Origin of the sequence: Myxococcus sp. AB025B (assembly GCF_006518215.1) — a bacterium.
Lineage (GTDB): Bacteria > Myxococcota > Myxococcia > Myxococcales > Myxococcaceae > Myxococcus > Myxococcus fulvus.
In genome coordinates, this window is the sequence record NZ_SRLW01000104.1 from 1 (window position 1) to 23642 (window position 23642).

Annotated in this window: 19 protein-coding genes; 8 read left to right on the forward strand and 11 right to left on the reverse strand. The window is 69.7% G+C overall.

All coding sequences use genetic code 11. The annotated features are described in order from the left end of the window. Positions 1 to 154: 154 nt before the first annotated feature. From FL311_RS18900 to FL311_RS18910, 3 genes are all read left to right on the forward strand, one after another. Positions 155 to 643, forward strand: coding sequence for a MerR family transcriptional regulator (locus FL311_RS18900; RefSeq protein ID WP_141326786.1), 489 nt, complete (start codon positions 155 to 157; stop codon positions 641 to 643). Continuing rightward, a complete protein-coding gene (locus FL311_RS18905; protein ID WP_141326741.1) occupies positions 640 to 3201 on the forward strand; it encodes a VIT domain-containing protein in 2562 nt (853 codons plus the stop codon). The genes FL311_RS18900 and FL311_RS18905 overlap by 4 nt, the downstream gene beginning before the upstream one ends. Before the next feature lie 96 nt (positions 3202 to 3297). Then, on the forward strand, positions 3298 to 4407 hold the full coding sequence (locus FL311_RS18910; protein WP_141326743.1) for a hypothetical protein: 1110 nt from the start codon (positions 3298 to 3300) through the stop codon (positions 4405 to 4407). On the opposite strand, the gene FL311_RS18915 is transcribed toward FL311_RS18910, so the two are convergent. From FL311_RS18915 to FL311_RS18955, 9 genes are all read right to left on the reverse strand, one after another. Then, positions 4398 to 8357, reverse strand: a complete 3960-nt coding sequence (locus FL311_RS18915) for a myxosortase-dependent M36 family metallopeptidase (protein ID WP_141326745.1) — start codon at positions 8355 to 8357, stop codon at positions 4398 to 4400. The genes FL311_RS18910 and FL311_RS18915 overlap by 10 nt on opposite strands. 129 nt (positions 8358 to 8486) lie before the next feature. Further along, positions 8487 to 9317, reverse strand: coding sequence for an SDR family oxidoreductase (locus tag FL311_RS18920; RefSeq protein ID WP_141326747.1), 831 nt, complete (start codon positions 9315 to 9317; stop codon positions 8487 to 8489). A gap of 113 nt (positions 9318 to 9430) precedes the next feature. Beyond that, positions 9431 to 9736, reverse strand: coding sequence for a YkvA family protein (locus FL311_RS18925; protein ID WP_046710893.1), 306 nt, complete (start codon positions 9734 to 9736; stop codon positions 9431 to 9433). A gap of 178 nt (positions 9737 to 9914) precedes the next feature. Further along, positions 9915 to 10406: a serine/threonine protein kinase gene (locus tag FL311_RS18930; RefSeq protein ID WP_141326751.1), complete on the reverse strand. Its 492-nt coding sequence runs from the start codon at positions 10404 to 10406 to the stop codon at positions 9915 to 9917. Positions 10407 to 10417: 11 nt separating this feature from the next. Beyond that, positions 10418 to 11401: a DUF2381 family protein gene (locus FL311_RS18935; protein WP_368668578.1), complete on the reverse strand. Its 984-nt coding sequence runs from the start codon at positions 11399 to 11401 to the stop codon at positions 10418 to 10420. Between the two features lie 26 nt (positions 11402 to 11427). After that, a complete protein-coding gene (locus FL311_RS18940; RefSeq protein WP_141326753.1) occupies positions 11428 to 12483 on the reverse strand; it encodes an ABC transporter ATP-binding protein in 1056 nt (351 codons plus the stop codon). 35 nt (positions 12484 to 12518) lie between these two features. Then, positions 12519 to 13271, reverse strand: a complete 753-nt coding sequence (locus FL311_RS18945) for a hypothetical protein (protein ID WP_141326755.1) — start codon at positions 13269 to 13271, stop codon at positions 12519 to 12521. Between the two features lie 84 nt (positions 13272 to 13355). Then, positions 13356 to 14921, reverse strand: coding sequence for an iron ABC transporter permease (locus tag FL311_RS18950; protein WP_141326757.1), 1566 nt, complete (start codon positions 14919 to 14921; stop codon positions 13356 to 13358). A gap of 14 nt (positions 14922 to 14935) precedes the next feature. Further along, on the reverse strand, positions 14936 to 15919 hold the full coding sequence (locus FL311_RS18955) for an iron ABC transporter substrate-binding protein (protein ID WP_141326759.1): 984 nt from the start codon (positions 15917 to 15919) through the stop codon (positions 14936 to 14938). A gap of 176 nt (positions 15920 to 16095) precedes the next feature. On the opposite strand from FL311_RS18955, the gene FL311_RS18960 reads away from it, so the two are divergent. The 5 genes from FL311_RS18960 (at position 16096) to FL311_RS18980 (ending at position 19676) form a co-directional block, all read left to right on the forward strand. Beyond that, entirely contained in the window at positions 16096 to 16719 is a 624-nt protein-coding gene (locus tag FL311_RS18960; protein WP_141326760.1) for a nuclear transport factor 2 family protein, read from the forward strand. A 6-nt stretch (positions 16720 to 16725) separates the two neighbouring features. Beyond that, positions 16726 to 17562, forward strand: a complete 837-nt coding sequence (locus FL311_RS18965; RefSeq protein WP_141326762.1) for a PfkB family carbohydrate kinase — start codon at positions 16726 to 16728, stop codon at positions 17560 to 17562. A 171-nt stretch (positions 17563 to 17733) separates the two neighbouring features. Continuing rightward, positions 17734 to 18282, forward strand: a complete 549-nt coding sequence (locus FL311_RS18970) for a hypothetical protein (protein WP_141326764.1) — start codon at positions 17734 to 17736, stop codon at positions 18280 to 18282. A gap of 216 nt (positions 18283 to 18498) precedes the next feature. After that, entirely contained in the window at positions 18499 to 19074 is a 576-nt protein-coding gene (locus FL311_RS18975; RefSeq protein ID WP_141326766.1) for a hypothetical protein, read from the forward strand. Then, a complete protein-coding gene (locus FL311_RS18980; protein WP_141326768.1) occupies positions 19071 to 19676 on the forward strand; it encodes a hypothetical protein in 606 nt (201 codons plus the stop codon). Before FL311_RS18975 ends, FL311_RS18980 begins: the two co-directional genes overlap by 4 nt. A 78-nt stretch (positions 19677 to 19754) precedes the next feature. Here the strand turns inward: FL311_RS18980 and gyrA are convergent, their stop codons facing one another. Further along, positions 19755 to 22544, reverse strand: coding sequence for a DNA gyrase subunit A (gene gyrA / locus FL311_RS18985; RefSeq protein ID WP_141326770.1), 2790 nt, complete (start codon positions 22542 to 22544; stop codon positions 19755 to 19757). Between the two features lie 244 nt (positions 22545 to 22788). Beyond that, on the reverse strand, positions 22789 to 23532 hold the full coding sequence (locus FL311_RS18990) for a tetratricopeptide repeat protein (protein WP_141326772.1): 744 nt from the start codon (positions 23530 to 23532) through the stop codon (positions 22789 to 22791). Positions 23533 to 23642 lie beyond the last annotated feature (110 nt).

Sequence of the window (23642 nt, forward strand, 5' to 3'; positions counted from 1 at the left end):
CCACCCCTCCCCACCCCACGCAACCCATCCGCCCTATCTCGACACCAGCACTGTCCATTCCGACACCAACCCACCCTACATCTCGACACTCCCCTCGCAACAATTTGACACTGTCGACTTGACACTAGACATGTCGAGTCCTACTGTTCGTGTCGTGAACACGCGGAAGACACAGAGCGAGTGGAAGCTGGCGGAGCTGGCCGAGGAGGCGGGCGTCTCGCCACGCACGGTGCGCTACTACGTCCAGCGGGGACTGCTCCCCGCGCCTCCCTTCAAGGGACCGGACACCGTGTATGGCGAGGAGCACCTCATCCGGCTCAAGGCCATCCGGGTCCTCCAGGCACGGTTCCTCCCCCTGGACGCCATCCAGGCGGAGCTGCTCCGGCTGACGCCCGACGAGCTGCGAAAGCTCGCCGAGTCGGACCCCACCCCCACGTACGGGCCGGCGACCCCGCCTGCGCCACAAAACGTGGCACCGGCGCCGCCCGTCCGGCGTCCCAACGGGGCGTCGAATTACCAGCGGTGGGAGCTGGCCCCCGGGCTGGAGCTGCACGTTTCGGATTCAGCGGAAGCCAAGACTCGCGCGCTCGCCGAGCGGGTGCGCGCCCTCATCGAAGAGTTCCAGGACAAGGAGAAGCCATGACGAAGGAGCAAGCTGGGCTGTTCACGCGCGAAGGCAAGCAGGTGCCGCTGCAGGGCGTCGAAGTCACCGGTGAGTTGCTCGGCGGTCATGCGCGCGTGCGCGTGCGCCAGCGCTACCTCAACGACGAGAAGCGCCCCGTCGAGGCCGTCTACACCTTCCCCCTTCCTTCCGATGGCACCCTGTCCGCCTTCTCCATGACGTGCGCGGGCCGCCGCATCGACGGCGTCGTCAAGGAGCGCGAAGAGGCCTTCCGCACCTACGACGACGCCGTCACCGCCGGCCACGGCGCGGCGCTGCTCGACGAGGAGCGCTCCAACGTCTTCACCGCGCAGGTGGGCAACCTGCTGCCCGGCGAGGAGACCGTCATCGAGGTGGAGTTCCTCCAGGCCGTCACCGCCGAGGAGGGCAGCGTGCGCTGGATGCTGCCCACGCTCGTCGCCCCGCGCTACATCCCCGGCGCGCCTTCCGGCGACCGCACCGGCCACGGCGCCGCCGAGCCCACCGCCCGCGTCCCCGACGCGGACCGCATCAGCCCTCCCATCGGCCAGGTGCAGTACGGCCTGCGCCTGGACCTGCTCGTCGACCTGGGCCGCGAAGTGGTGGTCGAGAGCCCCTCGCACGCCATCACCTTCACCCGCGAGAGCAGCACCCGGGGCCGCGTGAGCTTCGCGCGCGGCGAGGTGGCCCTGGACCGCGACCTGGTCCTCACCCTGCGCAGCCCCGACACCAGCGCCGTCTTCGTGCCGCTCGTCACCCACCGCAAGGGTGACAACCCCGGCACCTTCGCGCTCACCGTGGTGCCCGACCTGCTCGCGATGGCGTCCACGCCGCCCAAGCAGGAGGTCATCTTCCTGGTGGACGTCTCCGGCTCCATGGACGGCGACAGCCTGCCCCAGGCCCAGGCCGCGCTGCGGCTGTGCCTGCGCCACCTGCGCGAGGGCGACCGCTTCAACGTCATCGCCTTCGAGAGCAGCTTCCGCTCCTTCCAGCCGCAGCCCGTGCCCTTCACCCAGCGCATGCTGGAGGACGCGGACCGGTGGGTGGCCGCGCTGCGCGCCGACGGTGGCACCGAGCTGCTCGGGCCCATGCAGGCCGCCGCGCGCACCGCGCCGGATGGCGTGCTCGTGCTGCTCACCGACGGCCAGGTGGGCAACGAGGACGAAATCCTCCGCGCCGTGCTCGCCGAGCGCAAGACGGCGCGCGTGTACTCGTTCGGCATCGGCACCAACGTGAGCGACGCGCTGCTGCGCGACCTGGCCCGCCAGACGGGCGGCGACGTGGAGTTCATCCACCCCGGCGAGCGCATCGACGACAAGGTCGTGGCCCAGTTCGCCCGCGCGCTCGCGCCCCGCGTCACCGAGTTGCAGGCGACGTTCGAGGGCGTGGAGGGCACGGAGCTGGCGCCCGCGGAGCTGCCGACAATGGTGGACGGCGTGCCCTGGACGCTGCTCGGCCGCTACACCACGCCGGGCTCGGGCAAGCTGACCTTGCGTGGACGCTCGGGCAAGGAGCCCTTCGCGCTCACCGTGAGCGTGAGCTTCCCCGCCGAGTCGGACCGCCCCGCGGTGGAGAAGCTGTGGGCCGCCGAGCGCATCAAGGGCTGGGAGTCCACGGGCCTCATCGGCCGGCGCGCCGAGTCGATGAAGAAGCGAATCGTGGAGCTTGCCGTCGCCCATCAAATCGTCACGCGCTACACGTCCTTCGTCGTCGTCGAGGAGCGCACGGGCGACCGCCGCGCCTTGGGTCAGCCGGAGACGCGCGTCGTCCCGGTGAACGCGCCCGCGGGCTGGGCCATGTTCGGCAAGGACAAGCAGGAGGAGGCCGCCGAGGGCGGTGGCAACGTCGTGCAGCGCCCCGGGGCGCGCAGCCGTGGAGGCTCGGCGCAGATTCCGCCGCCGCCCCCGCCCATGCGCATCCCCGCGCCCGCCGCCGCGGCGCCCATGGCGCCTCCGTCTCCGTCTCCCATGATGCCCAGCGGCAGCGCCGTCGGCGAGCTGGCGAAGAGCGCGGGCGGACTGCTCGGCGGCATCTTCGGCGGCGGGATGAAGAAGAAGGCCCGCAAGGAGGTGGAGCGCGCGGAGGTGGCGCCCATGGAGTCCTACGACGACGCGCTGGCGGAGGACGAGGTGATGCGCGAGTCGCGCGACATCGCCCCCATCGCCCAGGAGCCCGAGGCCGGGGGCGCGGAGGCGCTGCTGGGCCGCCAGCTGGCCAACGGCCTCTGGGATGGCACCGGCACGGGTGCCGAGCCCGTGCGGCAGGCCCGCGGCACGGCGCTCGCCCTGCTGGAGCTCCTGCGCGAGGGCATCACCAGCGGCCACGCGCTGCACGGCGCCCAGGTGAAGAAGGCGGTGGAGGCGCTGCTCAACCTCGCCAGCCAGCTCACCGGCGCGCCCGAGGTGGCCGAGCTGGCGCTGGGCGTGGCCTGGCTCGTGGCGGCGGGGCCCCGCACCCGCGGCCGCATCGAGCAGGCCGCGAAGCCCCTGTCCGGACTCGCCGCCCGACTGGGAAATGACGTCGAGCTGCGTCAGCACGTGGACACGCTCGCCACGCGCTGACCCCGGGTCGTCTGGCTCGACGCTGCAAGTCATCGGCGACCTCGGCCCCTCCCCTCGTGGACGGGCCGGGGTCGTCGCGTAAAGTGGTGGGTGCACATGACGCTCGCCACCTTCCTGCTCGTCGCTCTCGGTGCTGCCCAGGTCTCACCCTCCCACGACGAAGCCCCTGTCCGCTCGTCGGACACGCTCACGGCGCCGCCGCTGATGGCCACGCCGGAGGCGTGTCCTCCCGAGTCGGAGACGCTCTACAAGGAAGGCTTCGACGCGCTCAGCAAGGGCGACGACGAAGAGGCCGCGGAGCGCTTCCGCCAGGTCCTGGAGTTGTGTCCGCAGCACTCGCATGCGCCCGAGCTGGAGCGGCTGGCCCGCGCGCGGCTCAAGCCCGGCGCGAAGCTGGCGCAGGCCGCGGTGTTCGAGAACACGGAGCGCCCGACACGAGGCGCGGCGGCCTCGCTCACGGTGATTCAGACGATGCACGGCGCGGTCCAGGGGCTGCTGCTGTGTGCCATCGCGGAGTGCGCGGACCGGGCCTATCCGGCCTCCGCGCTGCTCGGCGCGGGCCTGGGCACGCTCAGCACGCTGCTGCTGGTCCAGGACGGAGTCACCCCGGGGCAGGCCTCGGTCATCAACTCCGGCACGATGTGGGGGCTCTATTTCGGTGTCGCCTCGCTCATCGCGCTCGACCTGGAGGAGGACGAGGCGTTCGGCTCGGTGGCGCTGGGCGGCGCGGCCTTCACCGGCATCGGCATCGTGCTCGCCACCACCCTGAAGCCCACCGCGGGGCAGGTGTCGATGGCGAACTCGGGTGGCCTGTGGGCCGGCGTGCTGACGACGCTGTTCCTGGGGACCGTCGACGGAGAGAGCACGGAGACGCTGTTCGGCGCGCAGATGGCGTCGGCGTCCGCGGGCATCATCGCCTTCTCGCTGCTGTCGCGGAACCTGCCGGTGAGCCGGGGCCGCATGCTCATCATCGACGCGGGCGGCATCATCGGCGGGTTGATGGGCGCGAGCTCCATGTTGCTGCTCACGGGCAACAACGACGAGGACCCCATCCTCATCGGCACGGGCATCGGCGTCATGGGCGGCCTGGCGCTGACGGCCTACCTGACGCGCAACTTCGATGCCCGCAGGCTGCCTCCGGTGGCGGTGACGCCCACGCTGATGGGTCGCAACGGCGCGGGCCTCGCCCTGGGTGGTCAGTTCTGACGACGTCGCTGCTGCGCCGCGAGCCCCAGCGCCGTGAGCAGCCACGCCACGCCCGCGCCCGGGCCTCCCGACGCGCAGTCGTCACAGCCGTCCGGCTTCGAGTCGCGGATGTGTATCGTCGCGTCGACGGGTGTGCTCGATAGCGCCCCGTCGCTCGCCACCACGCGCAGCACCACCTGCGTGGGCTGTTTCACGCGTGGCGCCTCGAAGCGCACCGTCGCCGTCGTCGCTCCCTCCAGCGCCACCGGCGGGCCCGACGTCTGCGTCCACATGTACGTCAGCGCGTCCCCGTCCGGGTCCGTGCCCACCGCCGTCACCGTCACGCGGCGCTCCTCGTTCACCTCCTGCGCCGGCACCGGGCTCACCGTGGGTGGCTGGTTGAGGCACGCGCCCGCGTCGTCCACCACCGCCGTGAAGGGCGTGTTCACCAGTCCCTCGAACTGGACGTCGTCGATGTCCCAGCCGTGGAGCGTGACGGAGTAGCCATCGATGTAGTCGGTGCCATAGGCGAAGCGCACGCGCACCGTCTGGCCCGCGTAGGCCATGCCCAGGTCCACGCTCACCGGCTCGAACTCCGGGTACGCCGCGTTCCTGTCGCTGTAGACAGGTCGCCTCGAGAGCGGGTTCTCGTTCCCGTACGGGTCCTCGATGAAGGCGTTGTACGTGGGCGTCGCGAACTCGCCGATGTCCGTCCACGTGAGGCCGTCGTCCGTGCTGAGCTCCAGCACCGCGCCATCCTTGTAGTCCGGAGGCTCGCCCTCGTACCAATGGGTCTCGATGTCGTGGCGATGCCGGAAGCTGAAGCGCAGCGGATGCTCCGTGGACACATGCAGCGGCGGTGACACCAGCGACCGCAGCCCCACCACGCCCAGGTTGGGGCCATGGAAGTAATGACCCTCGGCCCCGTCGGAGGCCAGCCGCTCCCAGGGCCGCGAGGCGAGCGATTCGCTGTCGAAACGCCAGGGACGGTGCCGCGCCTCCACCGTCTCCGTCGTGCTCGCCGCGAGCTGCTCGTCCCGGCTCACCCAGAGCGGAAGCTCGACGTCCTGTGCCTGCGGCAAGGTCTGGTGCTCGTCCCAGTACGTCAGCCCCAGCACGAGGCGCCGCGGTGTGGTGCCCTCCAGCACCGTCACGGGGACCTCCACGCTCACCGTCTCGAACGGGTCCGTGGGCGGCAGGGCCCACTCGGCTCCACCCGGGAAGCCGAGCCCTCCGGGCCGACTCGAGACACGCAGGTGGGAGCGCTCCAGCCTCGCCGTGCCCACGTTGCGGAACGTGAGCCGCACCAGGAGCTCGTCTCCCGCGTCCAGCACTCCGTCGCCGTCGCAGTCGCGAACCCAGTTCGTCGCCTCCGTGCGAAGCAGGGACAGGTCCTTGCCGGAGACGTGGCTCTCCACCACGCCGAGATGGTCGAGTGATTCCCGGTGCGGCGCCACGGCGCGCAGGCCCGCGCCCCTTCGAGCGAATGCCTGCGCGAAGAGCTCCGCGTCCCGCGCATCCCGCGCGTGCGCCACCGCCAGCAATGCGTCGCGGGCCTCCAGGAAGGTCGGCATCACGGGCGTCATCGCGAGCGACGCGACCAGATAGTCCTTCATGCGGGATTGGGCCTGGTCGAAGGTCAGCCGCGGCGAATCCCTCAGGAGCGCCACGTAGCACTCCCACAGCATCACGGCCCAGACCTCGCCCGAGTTGTGGGACTCCGGGTTGGCCTCCCTCGATGGACCGGACGGATTGACGGGGATGCCTTCCGGCAGGGGAACGCCCGCCTCGATGAAGCGGAAGGTCAGCGGGTTCTTCGCCAGGTTCGTCGAGTAGGGATAGCGCCGGAGGCCCCAGTAGTAGCCCTGGTTCGTCCCGCCGCTCTCGAGGAATCCGGCCACCGTATAGGTGCCACCGAAGCCCGCGTTCGCCGCGAGCAGCGCGTCCTCCTCGCGCGTCGTCAGCAGCAGCGCGCCGAAGTCGGACCACCCCTCTCCCAGGCTGAAGCCCTGGTTGTTCGTCAGCCCGTTGCCGTCTCCGATGAGCCGGTTGCTCATGTAGTGCATCCACTCGTGCGTCACGAGGGTCGAGTCGAGCGCCGCATCCCTCGCGGGCCCTCCGCGCACCAGCCGCAAGGTCGTCTCACCCTGGGCCACGGCTTCACGGATGGCGCGGCTCGTGCTCCCGAAGCCCGTCACGACGGGGAGGTGCACGTCGGGCGCACGGCCCTCCAGCGGCCAGTGGCGACCGCGGGGACGATTGCCCACCAGATACACGGCGAGCGCGCCGGCCTGCTGGGCATGACGCGCCTGAAGCGTCGGCGCGCAGCCGCTCACCTCGTGCAGCAGGACCACCTTGCCCACCACCTCGGCGCCATTCGTGAGGGGCTCGCAGCCATCCGTCGGCGTGCCCTGCTCGCCCGCCACCACACCATCGACGCCCCACACCGCCCGCGCCGAGAGGTCGAAGCGCTGCGAGCCATAGTCCGCCAGCGTCATCTGGAAGGGCCCCTGCACCCCCGACGCTGTCGTGAGCGTGAGTGCGTTCTCCGCCCTGGAGTCGAAGACGAACATCTGCATCCGGGGACGTGCGCCATCCGCCGGCGTCTCCATGTTGGCGTTGCTCCGCCCCTGGAAGTCCTGCGTCTCCGCCTTCATGGAGTCGCCGTCCAGGCCTCCTCTCGCGAAGTTCGTGTCCTGCGCGTTCCCCGCCGCCTCGTCGAAGCCCGAGTCGTAGAACCAGTCGTGCAGGAAGTTCACGACGTAGAAGAGGTGGGTGACACCCGCCATCCGCTGCGTGTCCGTGAAGCCCGGCGCGTAGCGATGGTCGTACCCGTGCTCGAAGGTGGCCGTGCCCGTGATGCTCGCGAACAGGTCTCCCTCACCGTAGCCGTCCGGCTCCGCCAGGTCCGCGTACGCCTCCGCGTTGTTGCCTCGCGTGTGCGTCGCCTCGGGAGGAAGCCACGGGTCGTTCCGACTGAAGGGCGCGTTGCGCAGCGTCACCTGGCCCGGCGCGAGGAAGGGCGCCTGGAAGCCATCCGGCAGGCCCGTGGGATGGGGCATCCCGACCTGCCCTTGCGGTCCGTCCCACGGCAGGAACGGCGCCTGGGCGTCCGCCCACACTTGATAGGTGAAGGCCCCCGAGTCCGCGACCAGCGAATGCCGGTACAACAGCCGTCCATCGTCCGCGGCAATCGCATAGGCATACAGGCCGCTCGGCTCACCCTCCAGCGGCTCGGTGCCCAGCTCCACGTAGTACGCCGGCACCAACAGCTCCGGCAGCGGAAAGTAGATGGGTTTGACGCGCGCGGGAGAGGACAGACGCACGCCTCGCGGGCCCTGGGACAGCTCGAAGTGGCGGTAGGTCCCCTGGACCTTCCCTGTGTCCTCGAGGCTCGACGGCGGCAGCGCGTGGCCCTCCAGGTCCTGCCAGGCTCGCGCAATCGCGTCCTCGGGCCCCAGCGCGAAGGGCAGCCCCTTCGCGAAGCGGGCCTGCGTGGCCACGGGGCTCAGGTGCCCCGACATCGCCACCCACTCTCCTCGCGAGTCCAACAGCACCTTCAGCGACTGGCGGAACACCTCGACGCCGCCCACCTGCTGCCCGAAGTGGATGATGCCGCCGCCCTCGCGCAGTCGTCGCACGGAGCGCAGCGGCACGTGCTCCGCGTCCACGCGCTCCAGGCGATAGAGCGAGGCGTATCGGGACAACAGCTCCCGGCCCACCGCCTCCGCGGCGCGTGATGACGCCGCGCGCGCCGGCGCATCGGACGTCTCCCTCCGGACGAAGGTGGGCACGCCGAGGCGTGTCTGTTCATGGGCAACGAAGAGACCCGGAGCGCCTGGGCGAGCGAGGTGCGAGGACGAGGATGCAGGTGCCGTGGTGGAGACATCCACCGTCGGCAATCGCTCACGGGCCAGGACGGGGAACACCATCGCCAGGACGACACTGGCGCACAGGCCGGACAGTCGCATGGAAGCCTCCTGGGCTCGTGGGGAGCGGGAGCCTTCCACCACTCAATGGCAAAAGCCATACCACTGCACCACGAGCGCCGGGATGCTTGTCTTTTGAGGCTCCCTCCTTGACATCAGGCGTGGCAGTGCTCAGCGGCGCTTCAGGCCGAACATGGACATCAGGAGGCCCTCGAAGGTCCTCGCGGGCAGCAGCGTCTTCGCCACCACCGCGGCGCGCTGGGAGAGCTTCCCCACCGAGTACCTCACATCGGGCTCCCTGGCCTCCATCACCTCGAGCACCTTGCGCGCCACCGCTTCCGCGGGCACGCCCTCGCGCTCCTCCTTCTCGATGATGGCCAGCACCTTCTCGAAGGGCTCGCGGTACGCGGACCCGTCACGCGAGCCCTCGGCGCGGACGCGGTTGTCCGTCAGCCGCGTGCGCACGTCGCCGGGCTCCACCAGCGAGGCCTGGATGCCGAACGCCTCCACCTCCTGGCGCAGGCTCTCCGTCAGCCCCTCCAGCGCGAACTTGCTGGCGCTGTAGAGCCCCTGGAACGGCAAGCCCACCACGCCGCCCAGCGAGCCGATGTTGAGGATGAGGCCCGAGCGCCGCTCACGCATGTGCGGCAGCACCGCCTTGCACACGCGCAGCACGCCCAGCACGTTGGTGTCGAGCTGGCGCCACGCCTCCTCCACGGAGGTGTCCTCCAGGGCTCCGGCCAGCGCGTGGCCGGCGTTGTTCACCACCACGTCGAGGCGGCCCTCGCGCTCGAGGAGTTCCGCCACCGCGCGGCGCACCGAGTCCTCCTGGGTGACGTCCATTGCCAGCATCCGGTAGCCCACCGACTGCGTCCGCGGAGGACGACGGCTGGTGCCGTAGACGACGTGCTTGCGCACCGAGAGCAGCTCCGCGCACGCCTCGCCGATACCCGAGGAGGCTCCCGTGACGAGGACCACCTTGCTTCCCTGGGACGTGTCCATGCACGCCCATGATTCCGCGTCCCTTCCGCGCGCACCACGGGAACTCGCGGACGCGCGGCGTCACCTTCCTGGAACAGGGTCCGAGCCGGGGATTCCCGGCGGAACTTTCCCGCTCAGACGTGCTTGCGGACGGTAGGCGGCACGCGCTCGTGTCCCTCCTGGTCGCGAGGCACACCGTCCCAGGGCTGCTCGGGTCGGTAGCGCTGCACCTCGCGCATCATGAAGAGCGCCGCCGCGGACAGCACGCCCAGGTCGTCCATCCAGCCCAGCACGGGGATGACGTCCGGCACCGCGTCCACGGGCGACACGAAGTAGACCACCGCCAGCACTCCGGCCAGCTTGCGCCAGAGCGACACGCGAGGGTCTCTCACGTACCGGAAGAAGCGGGTGCCCATGCCACGAAGACCTGCGATGTTCATACCCACCTCTACGCACGGAGAGCCCGGGTGATTGCACCCGGGGGACACCTCCAGCGTATGCCGTCCGCACGCTCGGAGGACAGCCGAGCTAATCGGGACTGTCCTCCAGGACGCCCGCTCGGCCGACCACTTCCAGGCGTGCCCTGTCGCCGGCCCGCAGGGGCAGTTCCGGCGCGCGCTACCGGAAGGCATCGACGACGTAGGCCGCCGCCGTGGAGCCCTCGAGGATGGCCATTCCTGGCTTCGATTCGGGCAGCTTCCGCATCTGGTCCCGGCTGAGCCGGGCCACCGCGCAGATGGGGAGCTTCTCGCTATCCGGTGGGTGGGCTTCGTAATAGCGGATCACGACCTGCGCGCCGCTCGTCCAGACCTGTCCGTACAAGCGGGTCGTCGATTCGAGCGTGCCGAAGGGCTCCTTCAGGATGCTCTCAATCGGCCCGTCGTAGAGCGTGATGCGCCTCGCGTCCAGCTGGTTCGCGTCGAGGTCCGCCCAGGAAGCATCGCCTACACGCAGCTTCAGCGCCCGCATCGTCCGCCTGGCGTCCTCCGAGCACTCCTGTGGGCCAGGAGTGCCGTCCGGACGCAGCGTCAGACCGCCCGTCGTGGTGCATCCAGCGGACGCGACGAGCAGGGCGATGGAGGTCCACAGGAGCGCTTGGGTCGTGGGCATGAGCGACGTTTCTACTGTCGAATCAGGGTGCGTTCCATCGCCACTGCCACCTGCAGGAGACCGTCCCCACGGAAGATCTGAAGGGCCAGGTCGGCGAGCTGCTGCCCGTCTTTCAGGAAGGCGCTCTTGTCCACAACCACGGCAATCCTTCCCGACTGACCGGGAGCGATTTCGCTCCGGTCCATGCGGAGCGCGAAGGGGCGGGCCGTGGAGTGGGTGAAGTCTCGGGTCAGGTAGGCGCCATCGAACGTCCAAGGCTCGCCGTAGTCGGTGTTCTTCAGGTGAATCACGACCGCGGCCTTCCCCGGTCCCTCGAAGACCTCGACGCGCGTGTCCATGTCCTCGTTGCTCTTCGAGCGCCAGAACCTCACACGGCGAAACGGCGTCTTCTTCACCTCGCCGTTCGCGAGCAGGGTCGCATAGGCGTGGTCGACGGAGTTTTCCTCCTTCTTGAATCGCTCGTTCTCCTCGCTCAGCTGGCGCTCCCGCTCGAGCGAATCGTAGAGGGACGAGACCACCGCGTCGTAGCTGTCATGATTCCTGAACACGTTGACCTGATGGTCGGTGAACGCCTTCCAACCCGTCTCCTTCTTGCTCCACGGCGGTCTCACGAGGAACGGAATCTCGGTTCCGTCAGTGAGCGTCACGAGAAGGGGCACTCTTTCATCGCGGCCAAGGTCGCGAAGCGGCTCGAGCACCACCTTCTTGCCGCCCACGAGCAGCGGCGCGAACCGCCCTTCCCATCCGAGGAGCGTCGTCCTGGTCCGGTCCACTTCCTGCTCGAAACGGAGGACGGTCGCCACCTGCCCGGAGACGTAGACGTTGTTCGTCGAATCACGCGGGTGCTTCGACACCTCGATCGTCCTGATGACGCTCTTGTCGTCCGGACTTCTGGCGAGCGCCATGGACGCCACCAGGGCGAGAAGCAAGCCACACCCGACATGTGGAGGAGTTCGCATCGCCCGGTCCAACTTAATAGGAGGGATGATGGGCATCCAACCTATTCGAGAGGACAGCCGAGCTAATCGGGACTGTCCTCCAGGACGCCCGCTCGGCCGACCACTTCCAGGCGTGCCCTGTCGCCGGCCCGCAGGGGCAGCTCCGGCGCGCCGCGCACCACCAGCTCCATGCCGCCACAGGCGATGGTGAACTCGGCGCTGGGGCCCTGGAACTCGCGCGACAACACCTCCGCGCGCAGGGCGCCTCCCACCGCCACGGTGTCCGTGTCCGGCGTAAGGCGCAGCGACTCGGGGCGCAGCGACAGGAGCACCTTGCCGCGCGCCTGCCCCACCACCGGCAGGTTGCCGAGCACCGTGCGCGCCGCGCCGCCGAAGCCCATCCCGGGCAACAGGTTGGTGCCCCCCAGGAAGTACGCGACGAAGGCCGTGCGCGGCGTCGAGTAGACGGCCTCCGGCGTGCCCACCTGCTCCACCTGCCCCGAGCGCATGACCGCCATCCGGTCCGCGAAGGCCATGGCCTCCGCCTGGTCATGCGTGACGAGCAGCACCGTGACGCCCAGCGACTTGAGCACGCGCCGCAGCTCCACCCGCGTGGAGGCGCGCAGCGCGCTGTCCAGGCTGGAGAAGGGCTCGTCCAACAGCAGCACCCGGGGCCCCGGCGCCAGCGCCCTCGCGAGCGCCACGCGCTGCTGCTGTCCACCGGAGAGCGCGTGCGGCATCCGCGCGCCGAACTCACCCAAGCCCAGCAGCGTCAGCATCGCGCGCGCCTTCTTCTCGGCCTCCGCGCGCGGCAGGCTCGACAGGCCGAACGTCACGTTCTCCAGCACGGACAGGTGCGGGAACAGGGCGTAGTCCTGGAACACCATGCCCACGCCGCGCTGCTCGGGCGCGACGAACGTCCCGGGGCCCGCGAGCACCCGGCCGTCCAGGGTGATGGTGCCTGCGCCGGGGCGCTCGAAGCCCGCCACCAGCCGCAGCGTCGTCGTCTTGCCGCAGCCGGAGGGGCCCAGGAGGGCCACCACCTCACCGGGCTCCACCGACAGCGACAGGCCATCCACCGCGGCGGTGCCGCTGGCGGAGTAGCGAAGGGACAGGGCTTCGAGCGAGAGCAGGGGCATGGCGAAAGCGCCACGCACCCTACCGCGTTCCGCCGTTACTTCCAGGGCGGCCGAGCGGCCACCAGCTTCTCCCCGTCCACCTTCACCTCTCCGTCCTCGTCGAGGGAGGTGATGCCGTCCACCAGGACCTTGGGCAGCTCGGCCTTGTGGGCCCGGTCCCGGGCGTCGAAGGTGTCCGGCCCCCAGGCGCCCCCCTGGGACGGGCGCAGCTTCGCCGTCTTCGGCTTGCCGTAGATGAGGTGGTCGTCGCTCACGATGAGGCCCGCGGTGATGGGGCCGAGCACCTCCACCGAGTCATCGTTGTAGCGGCCATACAGCGCGTGCTCCACCGTCAGCCCGCCGAGGATGGTCACCCAGCCCGAGGTGTGCATCGCGCGGCAGCGCACCTGCCCCACCACCACCAGCTTCGTGTGCTCGCCATCGTGCAGCACGCCGTCCACCGTGAGGTCGCCCACGACGACGAGCGACTTCTCCAGCGTCAGGTCCCCCTGGACGTGCAAATCCCCCACATGCCCCGTGGGCTCGGTGACGATGAATGGCCCCGCCAGCGTGGCGGCCGTGCGCGGCGCGTCCTTGTAGACGGAGGCCACGAACGCGAGCGTGGAGCTGCCCGCGGACCCCAGCGCCTTCACCGCGCCGTCGAACGTGGTGGGCTGCTTCTCCTCGAGCACGGACTGGACGTGCCGCGCGGAGTACGGCGGGCCACAGGGCAGCTCACCGAGGGCCTTCTCCGTGGTGGCGAAAGCGTCGGCGGCGAGCGGAGGAAGGACAGACTCTGGCAGGGACATGAAGCCCGACGTGATACCGCCTGCGAAGGGGGAGGCCAAGCCACATGAAGCACCTCTCAGTGTCTCGGACTCCGAGGCCGTGTCTCAGCCCCGAGGTGCGTCACCCTCCTGCGATACAAGCAGCCCCACACCGAGCGCGGAGACAGCCATCAATACCAGCGCGGGCAGCGCGGCCTCGGCGAAGCGGCCCTCGGCGGTGGCGCCCCACACGCGCGTGGCCAGCGTCTCGTAGCCGATGGGCGCGAGCAGCAGCGTCGCCGGCAATTCCTTCATCGCCGTGAGGAAGACGAGCGCCGCTCCCGCCAGCAATCCCGGACGCAGCAGCGGCGCGGTGACGCGGCGGAACACCCCCGCCGGAGCCTCACCAAGGGACGCGGCGGCCTCCGCGAGGTGCGGGTTGAGCTGCAGCAGCGCCGAGCGCACCGTGCCCACCGCCTGCGGCAGGAAGCGCACCACGTACGCGAGCACCAGCATCACCAGCGTCCCGTAGAGGAACGGCAGCGCCTGCACGCCCAGGAAGACGAGCGACAACGCCAGCACGATGGGCGGCAGCGCGTAGCCCACGTAGGACACGCGCTCCATCGCCAGGGTGAGCCGGCTCGGGTAGCGCACCGCGAGGAACGCGAGCGGCAGCGCGCCCAGCACCGACGCCACCGCGCCCAGCACCGACGCGAGCAGCGAACCCAGCGCGGGCTGCATCAGCGACGCCTCGTCCCGCGCCAGCCCTCGCGCGCCCCAGTACAGGAGCACGCCCACCGGCAGCACCACGCCCGCCAGCACCACCGCGCCGCAGAACAGCAGCGCGGGCACCCGCCATCGCCCCAGCGTCACCGGGGCCGAGGCCCGCGCGGCGCCCTTGGAGCTGCGGTGATAGCCGGCACGTCCGCGCAGCCGCACCTCCAGCACCAGCACCACCACCGTCACCGCCACCAGCGCCAGCCCGAGCAGCGCGGCGTAGGCGCGGTCATACGCGCCCTCGTACTGCACATAGATGGCGCGCGAGAAGGCGTCGTACTGGACCAGCGCCACCGCGCCGAAGTCCGACAACACATACAAGCCGACGAGCAGCGCGCCGGACACGAAGGCCGGACGCAACAGCGGCGCCGTCACCTTCCAGAAGGCCCGCGTCGGACTCATCCCCAGGCTGCGCGCGCCCTCCAGCCACGCGGGGTCCTGCGCGAGCAGTCCCGCCCGGAGCGCCAGGAAGAAGTACGGATACGTGGACACCGTCAGCGCCACGAGCGCGCCGGGAAAGCCATACACCGGCGGCACCGGCAGCCCCCAGCGCGTCAGCACCTCATCCAGCACTCCACCGATGCCGAAGGCGGCCAGCAGCACATAGCCGCTGACGAAGGTGGGCACCGCGAGCGGCACGCACAACAGCACCGTCCACAGGCGACGGCCCGGCAAATCACTGCGCGTGGTGAGCCACGCGAGCGGCAGGGACACCGCGGCGGCGAGCACCGTCACCGCCGCGGCGAGCCCCAAGGTCCGCCACAGCAGGCCCCACGTGCGCTCCCGGAAGAGCAGCCCCCAGGCGCTCGCGTCGGCCTCCGCCGCGCGAACCCCCAGGTACACGGCGGGCAGCACCGCGAGCGCCGCCACCAGCACGCCCGATATCAACAACCACCGCGGAGCCCGCCGTGTCACGAAGCCCGCTCCTTCTAGAGGACGCCGGTGTCCTGCAGCAGCTTCACCGTGCCGCGCAGGTCATCCAGCTTCGACAGGTCCAGGTCCGGTGAGCCGACCTTGGACAGCGCCGGCAGGTCCTGCGCCGTCTTCACGCCGGCCACCAGCGGGTACTCGTGCGTCTGCTGGGAGAAGTACGCCTGTGCGTCGTTCTCCAGGAGCCACGCGGAGAACTTGCGCGCCGCGTCCACCTTCTTCGAGCCCTTCAGGATGGCCACGCCCGCCACGTTCACCAGCGCGCCCGGGTCGCCCGGCGCGGAGAAGTCATTGGCCACCGGCAGCGCCGCGTTGTTCTTCTTCGCGGCGTACAGGTAGTAGTGGTTGACGAAGCCCGCGTCGATTTCCCCGCGGCCCAGCGCCTCGATGATGGCGGCGTTGTTCTTGTAGACGCGCGCGCCGTTGGCCTGGATGCCCTGGAGCCACTGCTTCGCCGCGTCCTCGCCCTTGAGCAGCCGCAGCGCGGTGACGAAGGCCTGGAAGGACGCGTTGGTGGGCGCCCAGCCCAGCCGGCCCTTCCACTTCGCATCCGTGTAACCCAGGATGCTGTCGGGCAGGTCCGCCGCCTTCACCTTCTGGGTGTTGTACGCCACCACGCGCGCGCGGCCGCTGACGCCCACCCACTGGCCCGTCGGCGAGCGGAAGCGCGCGTCCACCTTGTCGAGCGTGGCCTTGGGCAGCGCCTGCAGGCGGCCCGCGTTGCTCAGCGCGCCGAGCGCCCCCGCGTCCTGCGCGAAGAACACGTCCGCGGGCGTCTTGTCGCCCTCCTCCAGCAGCGTGGCGGCCAGCTGCGGCGTCTCGCCGTAGCGCACCTTCACCTCGATGCCGGTCTTCTCCGTGAACTTCTTGAGGAGCGGCCCCACGAGCTTCTCGTTGCGGCCGGAGTAGACGGTGAGCGTCTCCGCCGCCATCGCGGTGGAGGACACGGACAACAACAGGGTCAATAGGAGTCGACGCATCATGGCGGGGCACCCTAACGGACGGGCCCTCACCATGCCACCCGGAGCCCGGGCTTTTGCGCCGTGCGTCGAGTGTCGAAGCGCGAACACACGCGCCCGCCTCGAACCGCGTCAGACATTCCCAGGACGTCGGAGTAACCTGCCGCGCGGTGCTTCCTCGACGCCTGGAGGTCCATCCCATGCCCCGCTTCATCACCGCGGTCCCCGTCGTCGTCCTGCTGAGCTGCGCCTCCGCCCTCGCGCAGTCCGCGAAGCCGCCGCCCGTCGCGCCCAAGCCGCCCGCCGCGCCCAGCCCGATGAAGCTCGCGGCGGAGCGCACGCAGGCGGCGCTCCAGCAACATCCTCCCGGGCGTCCGGAGGACGTGAAGACGCAGGAGGCGCTGCTGGCCGCGCTCTATGACGTCATCAGCGGCCCCGCGGGCAAGGCGCGTGACTGGCAGCGCTTCCGCTCGCTGTTCTATCCGGGCGCGCAGATGGCGTCCGTCCATCGCGCGAAGCCCGGCGGGCTCCCGGGTGTGTCCCCCATCACCCCGGAGGACTACGTGGCCTGGGGCGAGACGTTCTTCAAGACGCACGGCTTCTTCGAGAAGGAGACGCACCGCCAGGTGTATGGCTATGGCGACCTGGTCAACGTGCTGAGCGCGTACGAGGCCCGCGAGGCGCCGGAGGGCGCGGTGCTCACGAAGGGCGTCAACAACATCCAGCTCGTCTTCGACGGCCAGCGCTGGTGGGTGCTGCACATCTCCTGGACGGACGAGAAGGCCGCCGGCGCGCCCGTGCCCGCGACCTTCACGCGCAAGTAGCCGCCCGTGCCGGGACGCTCCTCGTGTGACGTGCTGGTGGTGGGCAACTACTGCCATGACGTGCTGCCCTCGGTCGGAGGTGGGGAGGTGCACACGCTCGGCGGCTCGGCGGCGTACATCTCCTCGGTGTTCGACGCCACCGGGGTGGACCACGCGGTGGTGGCCGTGGCGGGCGAGGACTTCGCCTACGCGGACCGCGTCCGGTATCCACCGCGCATCGCCCCGGGCACTCGCACCACGCGGTTCCTCGCGGACTTCAGCCGGGAGGAGCGCGTGCTCCGCGTGGACGCGCGCTCGGCGAGCATTCCTCCCGAGGACATCGGCCTCGATGCCCGGGTCGCGCTCGCCTGCGGGGTGATGGGCGAGGTGCCGCCGGAGACGCTCGTCCGGATGTCGCAGCGGGCCCGGCATGTCCTCGCCGACGCGCAGGGCCTCTTGCGCGCGCTGGATGACGAAGGACGCGTGTGGAACCAGCGGCTGGAGGACACGCCCTACGCGGAGTTGCTGGGACACCTGCACGTGCTCAAGGCGAGCGAGGAGGAGGCGCGCGCGATGGACCTCGACGCCGTGCGCACGAGGACGTGTGTGGTCATCACCCGGGGCAAGCGCGGGTGCACGCTGCTCACGGCGAAGGACACGCTCGAGCTTCCTGTCAGCCCCGTCGAGGAGGTGGACCCAACGGGCGCGGGGGACTGCTTCCTGGCGGGCTTCACCCTGGGCCTGCTGCGGGGCTGGCCGATGACGAAGTGCGCGGAGCTGGCGAACTGGTTCGGCGCGCAGGCGGTGACACAGGTCGGTGTCCCGCGCGTGGAGGTCTCGAAGCTGCCGCCCCCCTTGCGCTGAGCCTGGACGCCTGTACTGGAGTCCAAGACGTTTGAGCCGCCTCGAACAGCGCTTCGCGCCGTGACTGGCACGCGCCAAACCGAGACAGCTATAGCCAATGCCTCACATCCAGGAGGCCATCATGCGTCACCCATCATGCGTCACCCATCATGGGGCACGGTCGTGGTGTTCATGCTGACAGGGAGTGTCCTCACCGCTTGCGGAGGGCTCGAGGAGAGTGCCGCGCCACAACCCATCGAGGAGCCCGCGACGGCGGAGCAGGGCCTGGTGACGCTCGTCTCCTGCCCCATCGGCTCGACGGTGCTCAACTACTCCCCGCCCTTGAAGAACACCTCCCAGGCAGTGACGACCACGGGCACGACGACCTACTCCAACTGCTACTCCTTGTTCGGCGGGGTGACCTCCGGCAATACCCCCCTCAACGTCTTCCGGCCCAGCTTCGCCTGCTCCGACTTGCTGGACATCGGCACGACGAACTCGGTCGTCACGTGGAACACCCTCGAGACCTCCACCCTGACCCTGACCCGGCTCGGCGCGCGGGTGGAGGGGCTCTCCGTCGTCTTCACGCATGTGGGCTCGGTGGTCTCGGGCAAGTTCGAGGGCGCCACGGCGATTCGCACCACCACCGTGCTCAACACCGACCTGGACGCCTGCTCCTCGCCAGAGGGCCTCGCCCGGCACAGCGGCACGGCGACCCTGACGTTGCTCGGGCTGCTCTAGACACCGTGTGCGGGCGGTGATGCGGGGCGGCGTTTCCGCAGGGATGTCTCGAAGCGCTCGGACGTCTGGCCCTGGACCTGGCTGTTCCTCCTCCCGGAGTGGACGAAGGTCCAACCCCTGAGCCCACGTGCGAACGGTGCGCGTGGGTCCCACGTCGCCCACGTCGGGAGTCCTCCCTATCCCTGCGGCTTCTTTGCACTCCGTGGAGGTTCACTCATGCGTCGAGGGTCCAGGCTCGTCCTGCTGGTGTCAGGTTTGATGGGAAGCGTCATGTCGGGCTGCGGTGGGGAGGCTCCCGCGCCCGTGCCCCCCGAGGACATCGCGCAGGGGCAGCAGTTGCCGACGGTGATGAGCTGTCCGGTGGGCTCGACGATGAATCGCTTTTCACCGCCCCTCTCGGTGGTTCCTCGAGACACGACCGTCACCGGGACGTCGACGTTCTCCAACTGCGTCTCACTGTCCGGTGAGGTGACGTCCGGCGAGCTCTCTGTTCACGTCGAGCTGCCCGGCTTCGCCTGTCAGGACCTGCTGGAGGTGGGCTCGGCACGCGCGGATATCACCTGGAACACGGGCGAGTCCTCCACCCTGCTTCAGACGCGAGGCTCCGTCCAGGTCAGCAACGCCACCGTCGCCATCACCTACGTGGGCACGGTCGAGTCCGGGAAGTTCCAGGGAGCCACCGCCATCCGGACCCTGACGTACTTCGATGTGAACCTGTTCGACTGCTTCTCGTCTCGCGGCGTCCCGGGCATGTCCGGTGTGACGACGCTGACACTGCTGGGGCTGCCATGAGCACGCGCATGAAACACCTGCTGCGATGCATCACCGTCTCCCTGCTCGTCAGTGGAGCATTGATGTCCTGCGGATCTCCTCCCGAGCCCCGGGACAACGAAGGCACTCCAGCGGAGGCGCCCGCGCGAGCGGAGCAGGCGTTGCTGACACTCGCGAGCTGCCCGGTGGGCTCGGGAGACCTCCACTACGCACCGCCGCTTCGCAACGAGCGCCAGGACGTGGGCATCTCGGGCACGTCGGTCTTCAGCAACTGCCTGGCCCTGCTCGACCCCACCCTGACGTCCGCCACGTACACCGTGGGCAACCTGGGGGCCTCGCCCTTCTCCTGTCTCGACTTGCTGGAGGTCGGACGGGCTCGTGGGACGCTCGTCTGGAACACCGGCGAGACCTCCACGCTCGTGCAGACCCGCGTCGCCGCTCGCGTCGAGGGACTCCTGCTCACGCTGACCCACGTCGGCTCGGTGGAGGCCGGCAAGTTCCAGGGCGCCACCGTGCTGCGCACCACCACGTTCCTCTCCACGGACCTGGACGCGTGCAGCGGCCCGGAGGGACTGCGGCGCTTGAGCGGCCCCTCCACCATCACCTTCCTCGGACTTCTCTAACCTCACGCCCACCAAGACGAAGCCCCTCTCCCCACGCACGGGGAAGAGGGGCCTGGGTGTTTCAAATCACGGTCCGACTCAGGCCTGCGGCTCCTCGGAGCCACCGCCCTCGGTCGGCGTCTCGGAGGCAGGAGCCTCCTCGGCGGCGGGAGCGGCCTCGGCCTCGGTGGCCACGGCCTCCGCGACCACACCCTCCGGAGCGCCCTCGGCGGGCGTCGCCGTCTCCGACTCCTCCTCGGACTCCTCGCCCTCGGGGAGCTTGGAGAGGGCCATCACCTTCTCCTGGTCGTTCTCCAGCGCAATCAGGCGCACGCCCTGCGTGTTGCGGCCGATGACGGAGATCTCCTTCACCTTCATGCGGATGAGCATCCCGCCGTTGGTGACGAGCATCACCTCGTCCGACTCCTTCACCTGCACCACGCTCACCACCTTGCCGTTCCGCTCGGTGGTCTTGATGTCGATGATGCCCTTGCCGCCGCGGCCCTGCTGCCGGTACTCGGCCTCCTCGGTGCGCTTGCCGTAGCCGTTCTCCGTCACCGTGAGGATGGCGGACTCGTTCTCCACCACGACGGCGCCCACCACCTCGTCGCCCTCCTCCAGCGTGATTCCCTTCACGCCGAAGGCCTGACGACCCATGGAGCGGACCTCCGACTCCGGGAAGCGGATGCTCATGCCGCTGGCCGTCGACAGGAGGATGTCCTTCGAGCCGTCGGTGATCATGACCGCCACCAGCTCGTCGCCCTCGTCGATGCCCAGCGCGATGATGCCGCTGGAGCGGACGTTCTCGAACGCGCTCAGGTCCGTGCGCTTCACCACGCCCTTCTTCGTGACGAAGAAGACGTAGCGGCTCTCCGGGAAGTCCCGCGTCACCAGCACCTGGGCCAGCTTCTCGCCCTCGCCGAACTGCACCAGGTTCACCATCGCCTTGCCGCGCGACGTGCGGCTGGCCGCCGGAATCTGGTGCACCTTGAGCGAGTACAGCTTGCCCTTGGTCGTAATGGGCATCAGGTACGCGTGGGTGCTCGCCACGAAGAGCTTGCTGACGAAGTCATCTTCCTTCGTCGCCGCGCCCGTCTTGCCGCGCCCACCGCGCTTCTGCGCCCGGTACTCCGACAGCGGCGAGCGCTTGACGTAGCCGGTGTGCGACAGCGTGACCACCATCGTCTCCTCGGCGATGAGGTCCTCGCTGGTGATGTCGTCCACGGCGCCGATGATCTCGGTGCGGCGCTTGTCGCCGTAGCGCTCGCGAATCTCCATCAGCTCCGTCTTGATGACGTTGAGCAGGCTCTTCTCGTTGGCGAGGATGTCCTGCAGGCGCGCCACGTCGCGCACCAGGCCGATGAGCTCGCGGAACAGCTCCTCGCGCTGCAGGCCGGTGAGCCGCTGCAGGCGCATCTCGAGGATGTTCTGCGCCTGCTCCTGGCTGAAGCCCGCGCCCTCGTACTTGTGCGCCAGCCCCCGGTACTGCGGCTCCTCGTTGCGCGCGCGCGAGACGAGCAGCTCCATCTGCGCCTTCGCCTTGTCGTAGTCGATGCGCTGCAGGTTCGCGAAGCGCTCGTGCTCGTACAGCGTGGGCGACAGGATGTTCATCAGGCCCCAGCGCGCCTCGTCCGGGTCCCTGGACGCGCGGATGAGGCTGACGACGAGGTCGATGAGGTCCTGCGCGACGAGCAGACCTTCCACGATGTGCATGCGCGCCAGCGCCTTGCGCAGCTCGTAGCGCGTGCGGCGCGTCACCACGTCGCGGCGGTGGGCGATGAAGCGGTCCAGCAGCTCCTTGAGGTTCAGCGTGCGCGGCTGGCCACCGTCGATGGCCAGCATCACCGCGCCGAACGTCGTCTCCAGCGCCGTGGACTGGTACAGGTTGTTGAGCACCACCTGAGAAATCGCGTCGCGCTTGAGCTCGATGACGATGCGCATGCCCTGACGGTCGCTCTCGTCACGGATGTCGCTGATGCCCTCGAGCTTCTTCTCGCGCACCAGCTCGGCGATCTTCTCGATGAGCCGCGCCTTGTTCACCTGATACGGAATCTCCGTGAAGATGATGGACTCGCGGTCCCCCTTCTTCGACGTCTCGATCTCCGACCGGGCGCGCACCGTGATCTGCCCGCGGCCCGTCTCGTAGGCGCGGTGGATGCCCTCGCGGCCAGTGATGAACGCGCCGGTGGGGAAGTCCGGGCCGGTGATGTGCTCCATCAAGTCCCGCACGGTGCACGTGGGGTTGTCGATGAGGTGCAGCGTCCCGGTGATGACCTCCGTCATGTTGTGCGGCGGGATGTTGGTGGTCATGCCCACCGCGATGCCGCTGCTGCCGTTGACGAGCAGGTTGGGGAAGCGCGCCGGCAACACGAGCGGCTCCTCGAGGGAGTCGTCGTAGTTGGGGCCGAAGTCGACGGTCTCCTTGTCGATGTCCGCCAGCAGCTCCTCGGCCAGGCGGTCCATGCGCGCTTCGGTGTAGCGCATGGCGGCGGGCATATCGCCGTCCACCGAGCCGAAGTTGCCCTGACCGTCCACCAGCAGGTAGCGCAGGCTCCACGGCTGCGCGAGGCGCACCATGGCGTCGTACACGGAGGAGTCGCCGTGCGGGTGGTACTTACCGATGACGTCACCCACCACGCGCGCGCTCTTCTTGTAGGGGCGGTTGTGGTAGTTCGCCAGGTCGTTCATCGCGAACAGCACGCGGCGATGCACGGGCTTGAGGCCGTCGCGTACGTCAGGCAGCGCGCGACCGATGATGACGGACATCGAGTAGTCGAGATACGAGCGGCGCATCTCGTCTTCGATGTTCACGGGAATGAGCTCTCCAGCGCCGTCCGGAGGAGGAGGCGGGGAGGGCGGGGCCGGCTTGTCGGTGGTGTCGTCAGCCATGGGCTCTGGGAGTGTCGCGGAGGGACCCCGTGAAGGGCCGCCGTCCAGTGAGGGAGCGTTCGTAACCCCTGGATTTCCCTACGTCAACAAGGGAAACGAAGGGGTGGACACCCCACATGCGATGGGGTCCGGAATCAAGTCAAAGGAGCGCTGGAAAACGCCCCCTACTGAACGCTCGAACACCCCGTTTTCAGCCCGCTTCCGACGCAGAAAAACGGGCCTCCCGAGCCGCCCGGGACGGACGCTAGACGGGCGAGGGACGCAGGGGCGCGGCCAGGCGTTCGGCCTCGGCGCCAACAGGGCCCTCGGGGTCCTTCTCCCGGGCCTTCTCGAAGGCCGCGAGCGCCCCCTGCTTGTCGCCCTTGAGCTTGAGGGCCACGCCCACGTTGAGGTGTGCGGGCGCGGAGTCCCGGTCCATGGCGACGGCCTCGCGGAACAGGGCCAGGGCCTGGTCCACGTCGCCCGACAGCAGGGCCTCCTTGCCGGCCTGGACACGCTTCTCCGCGTCGTTCACCAGCTCCACCTGGAACACGCTGCCGCCCACCACGTTGGCGATGAGCACGCGCAGGATGCCGCCCCAGTAGAACGTGAGCCCCTCCGCCGCCACGACGGCGGCGAGCGGCAGGTCCGGCAAGAGCTGCTTGCCCCGGAACTTGAAGCGCACGCGGGTGTAGCGGCCCTTGTTGGCCCAGTGCACCACCTCGCCCTGGAGCTTGCGCAGGCCTTCCTCCATGCGCTTGGGGTCGATTTCGAAGGGGAGCACGCGGCCCGGGCCCTCCTCGCCCGCGGGCAGGGCCTTGGGGGTGTCCTCGAGCGTGGGCTCCTCGGGGAAGACGGGCTCGGCCTCGAGGACGATGGGCGGCGGCTCGGGGGGCCTGGCGGGCCGCTTCGCCTGGCGCTTCCGGGGAGCGGCGGCTCGGGGGGCGGCGGGCTTCTTCACCTTCACCTTCGCCTTCGCGGCGGACTTGCGAGAGGAGCTCTTGGCCATGGTCATCACCTTAAACGAGCGACGGCGGTGGCGCTTGCGCTCGCGGTTTTCTCCGGTTTGCCGGGGCATTTCTTCATGACGACGCGACAGGGCTTCACACGGGGGCCGTG

Bases quoted from the DNA above. Each gene is read 5' to 3' on its own strand.
- FL311_RS18905 (WP_141326741.1), top strand. From the start codon at position 640: ATGACGAAGGAGCAAGCTGGGCTGTTCACGCGCGAAGGCAAGCAGGTG.
- FL311_RS18910 (WP_141326743.1), top strand. From the start codon at position 3,298: ATGACGCTCGCCACCTTCCTGCTCGTCGCTCTCGGTGCTGCCCAGGTC.
- FL311_RS18915 (WP_141326745.1), bottom strand. From the start codon at position 8,357: ATGCGACTGTCCGGCCTGTGCGCCAGTGTCGTCCTGGCGATGGTGTTC.
- FL311_RS18920 (WP_141326747.1), bottom strand. From the start codon at position 9,317: ATGGACACGTCCCAGGGAAGCAAGGTGGTCCTCGTCACGGGAGCCTCC.
- FL311_RS18925 (WP_046710893.1), bottom strand. From the start codon at position 9,736: ATGAACATCGCAGGTCTTCGTGGCATGGGCACCCGCTTCTTCCGGTAC.
- FL311_RS18930 (WP_141326751.1), bottom strand. From the start codon at position 10,406: ATGCCCACGACCCAAGCGCTCCTGTGGACCTCCATCGCCCTGCTCGTC.
- FL311_RS18935 (WP_368668578.1), bottom strand. From the start codon at position 11,401: ATGCCCATCATCCCTCCTATTAAGTTGGACCGGGCGATGCGAACTCCT.
- FL311_RS18940 (WP_141326753.1), bottom strand. From the start codon at position 12,483: ATGCCCCTGCTCTCGCTCGAAGCCCTGTCCCTTCGCTACTCCGCCAGC.
- FL311_RS18945 (WP_141326755.1), bottom strand. From the start codon at position 13,271: ATGTCCCTGCCAGAGTCTGTCCTTCCTCCGCTCGCCGCCGACGCTTTC.
- FL311_RS18955 (WP_141326759.1), bottom strand. From the start codon at position 15,919: ATGATGCGTCGACTCCTATTGACCCTGTTGTTGTCCGTGTCCTCCACC.
- FL311_RS18960 (WP_141326760.1), top strand. From the start codon at position 16,096: ATGCCCCGCTTCATCACCGCGGTCCCCGTCGTCGTCCTGCTGAGCTGC.
- FL311_RS18970 (WP_141326764.1), top strand. From the start codon at position 17,734: ATGCTGACAGGGAGTGTCCTCACCGCTTGCGGAGGGCTCGAGGAGAGT.
- FL311_RS18975 (WP_141326766.1), top strand. From the start codon at position 18,499: ATGCGTCGAGGGTCCAGGCTCGTCCTGCTGGTGTCAGGTTTGATGGGA.
- FL311_RS18980 (WP_141326768.1), top strand. From the start codon at position 19,071: ATGAGCACGCGCATGAAACACCTGCTGCGATGCATCACCGTCTCCCTG.
- gyrA (WP_141326770.1), bottom strand. From the start codon at position 22,544: ATGGCTGACGACACCACCGACAAGCCGGCCCCGCCCTCCCCGCCTCCT.
- FL311_RS18990 (WP_141326772.1), bottom strand. From the start codon at position 23,532: ATGGCCAAGAGCTCCTCTCGCAAGTCCGCCGCGAAGGCGAAGGTGAAG.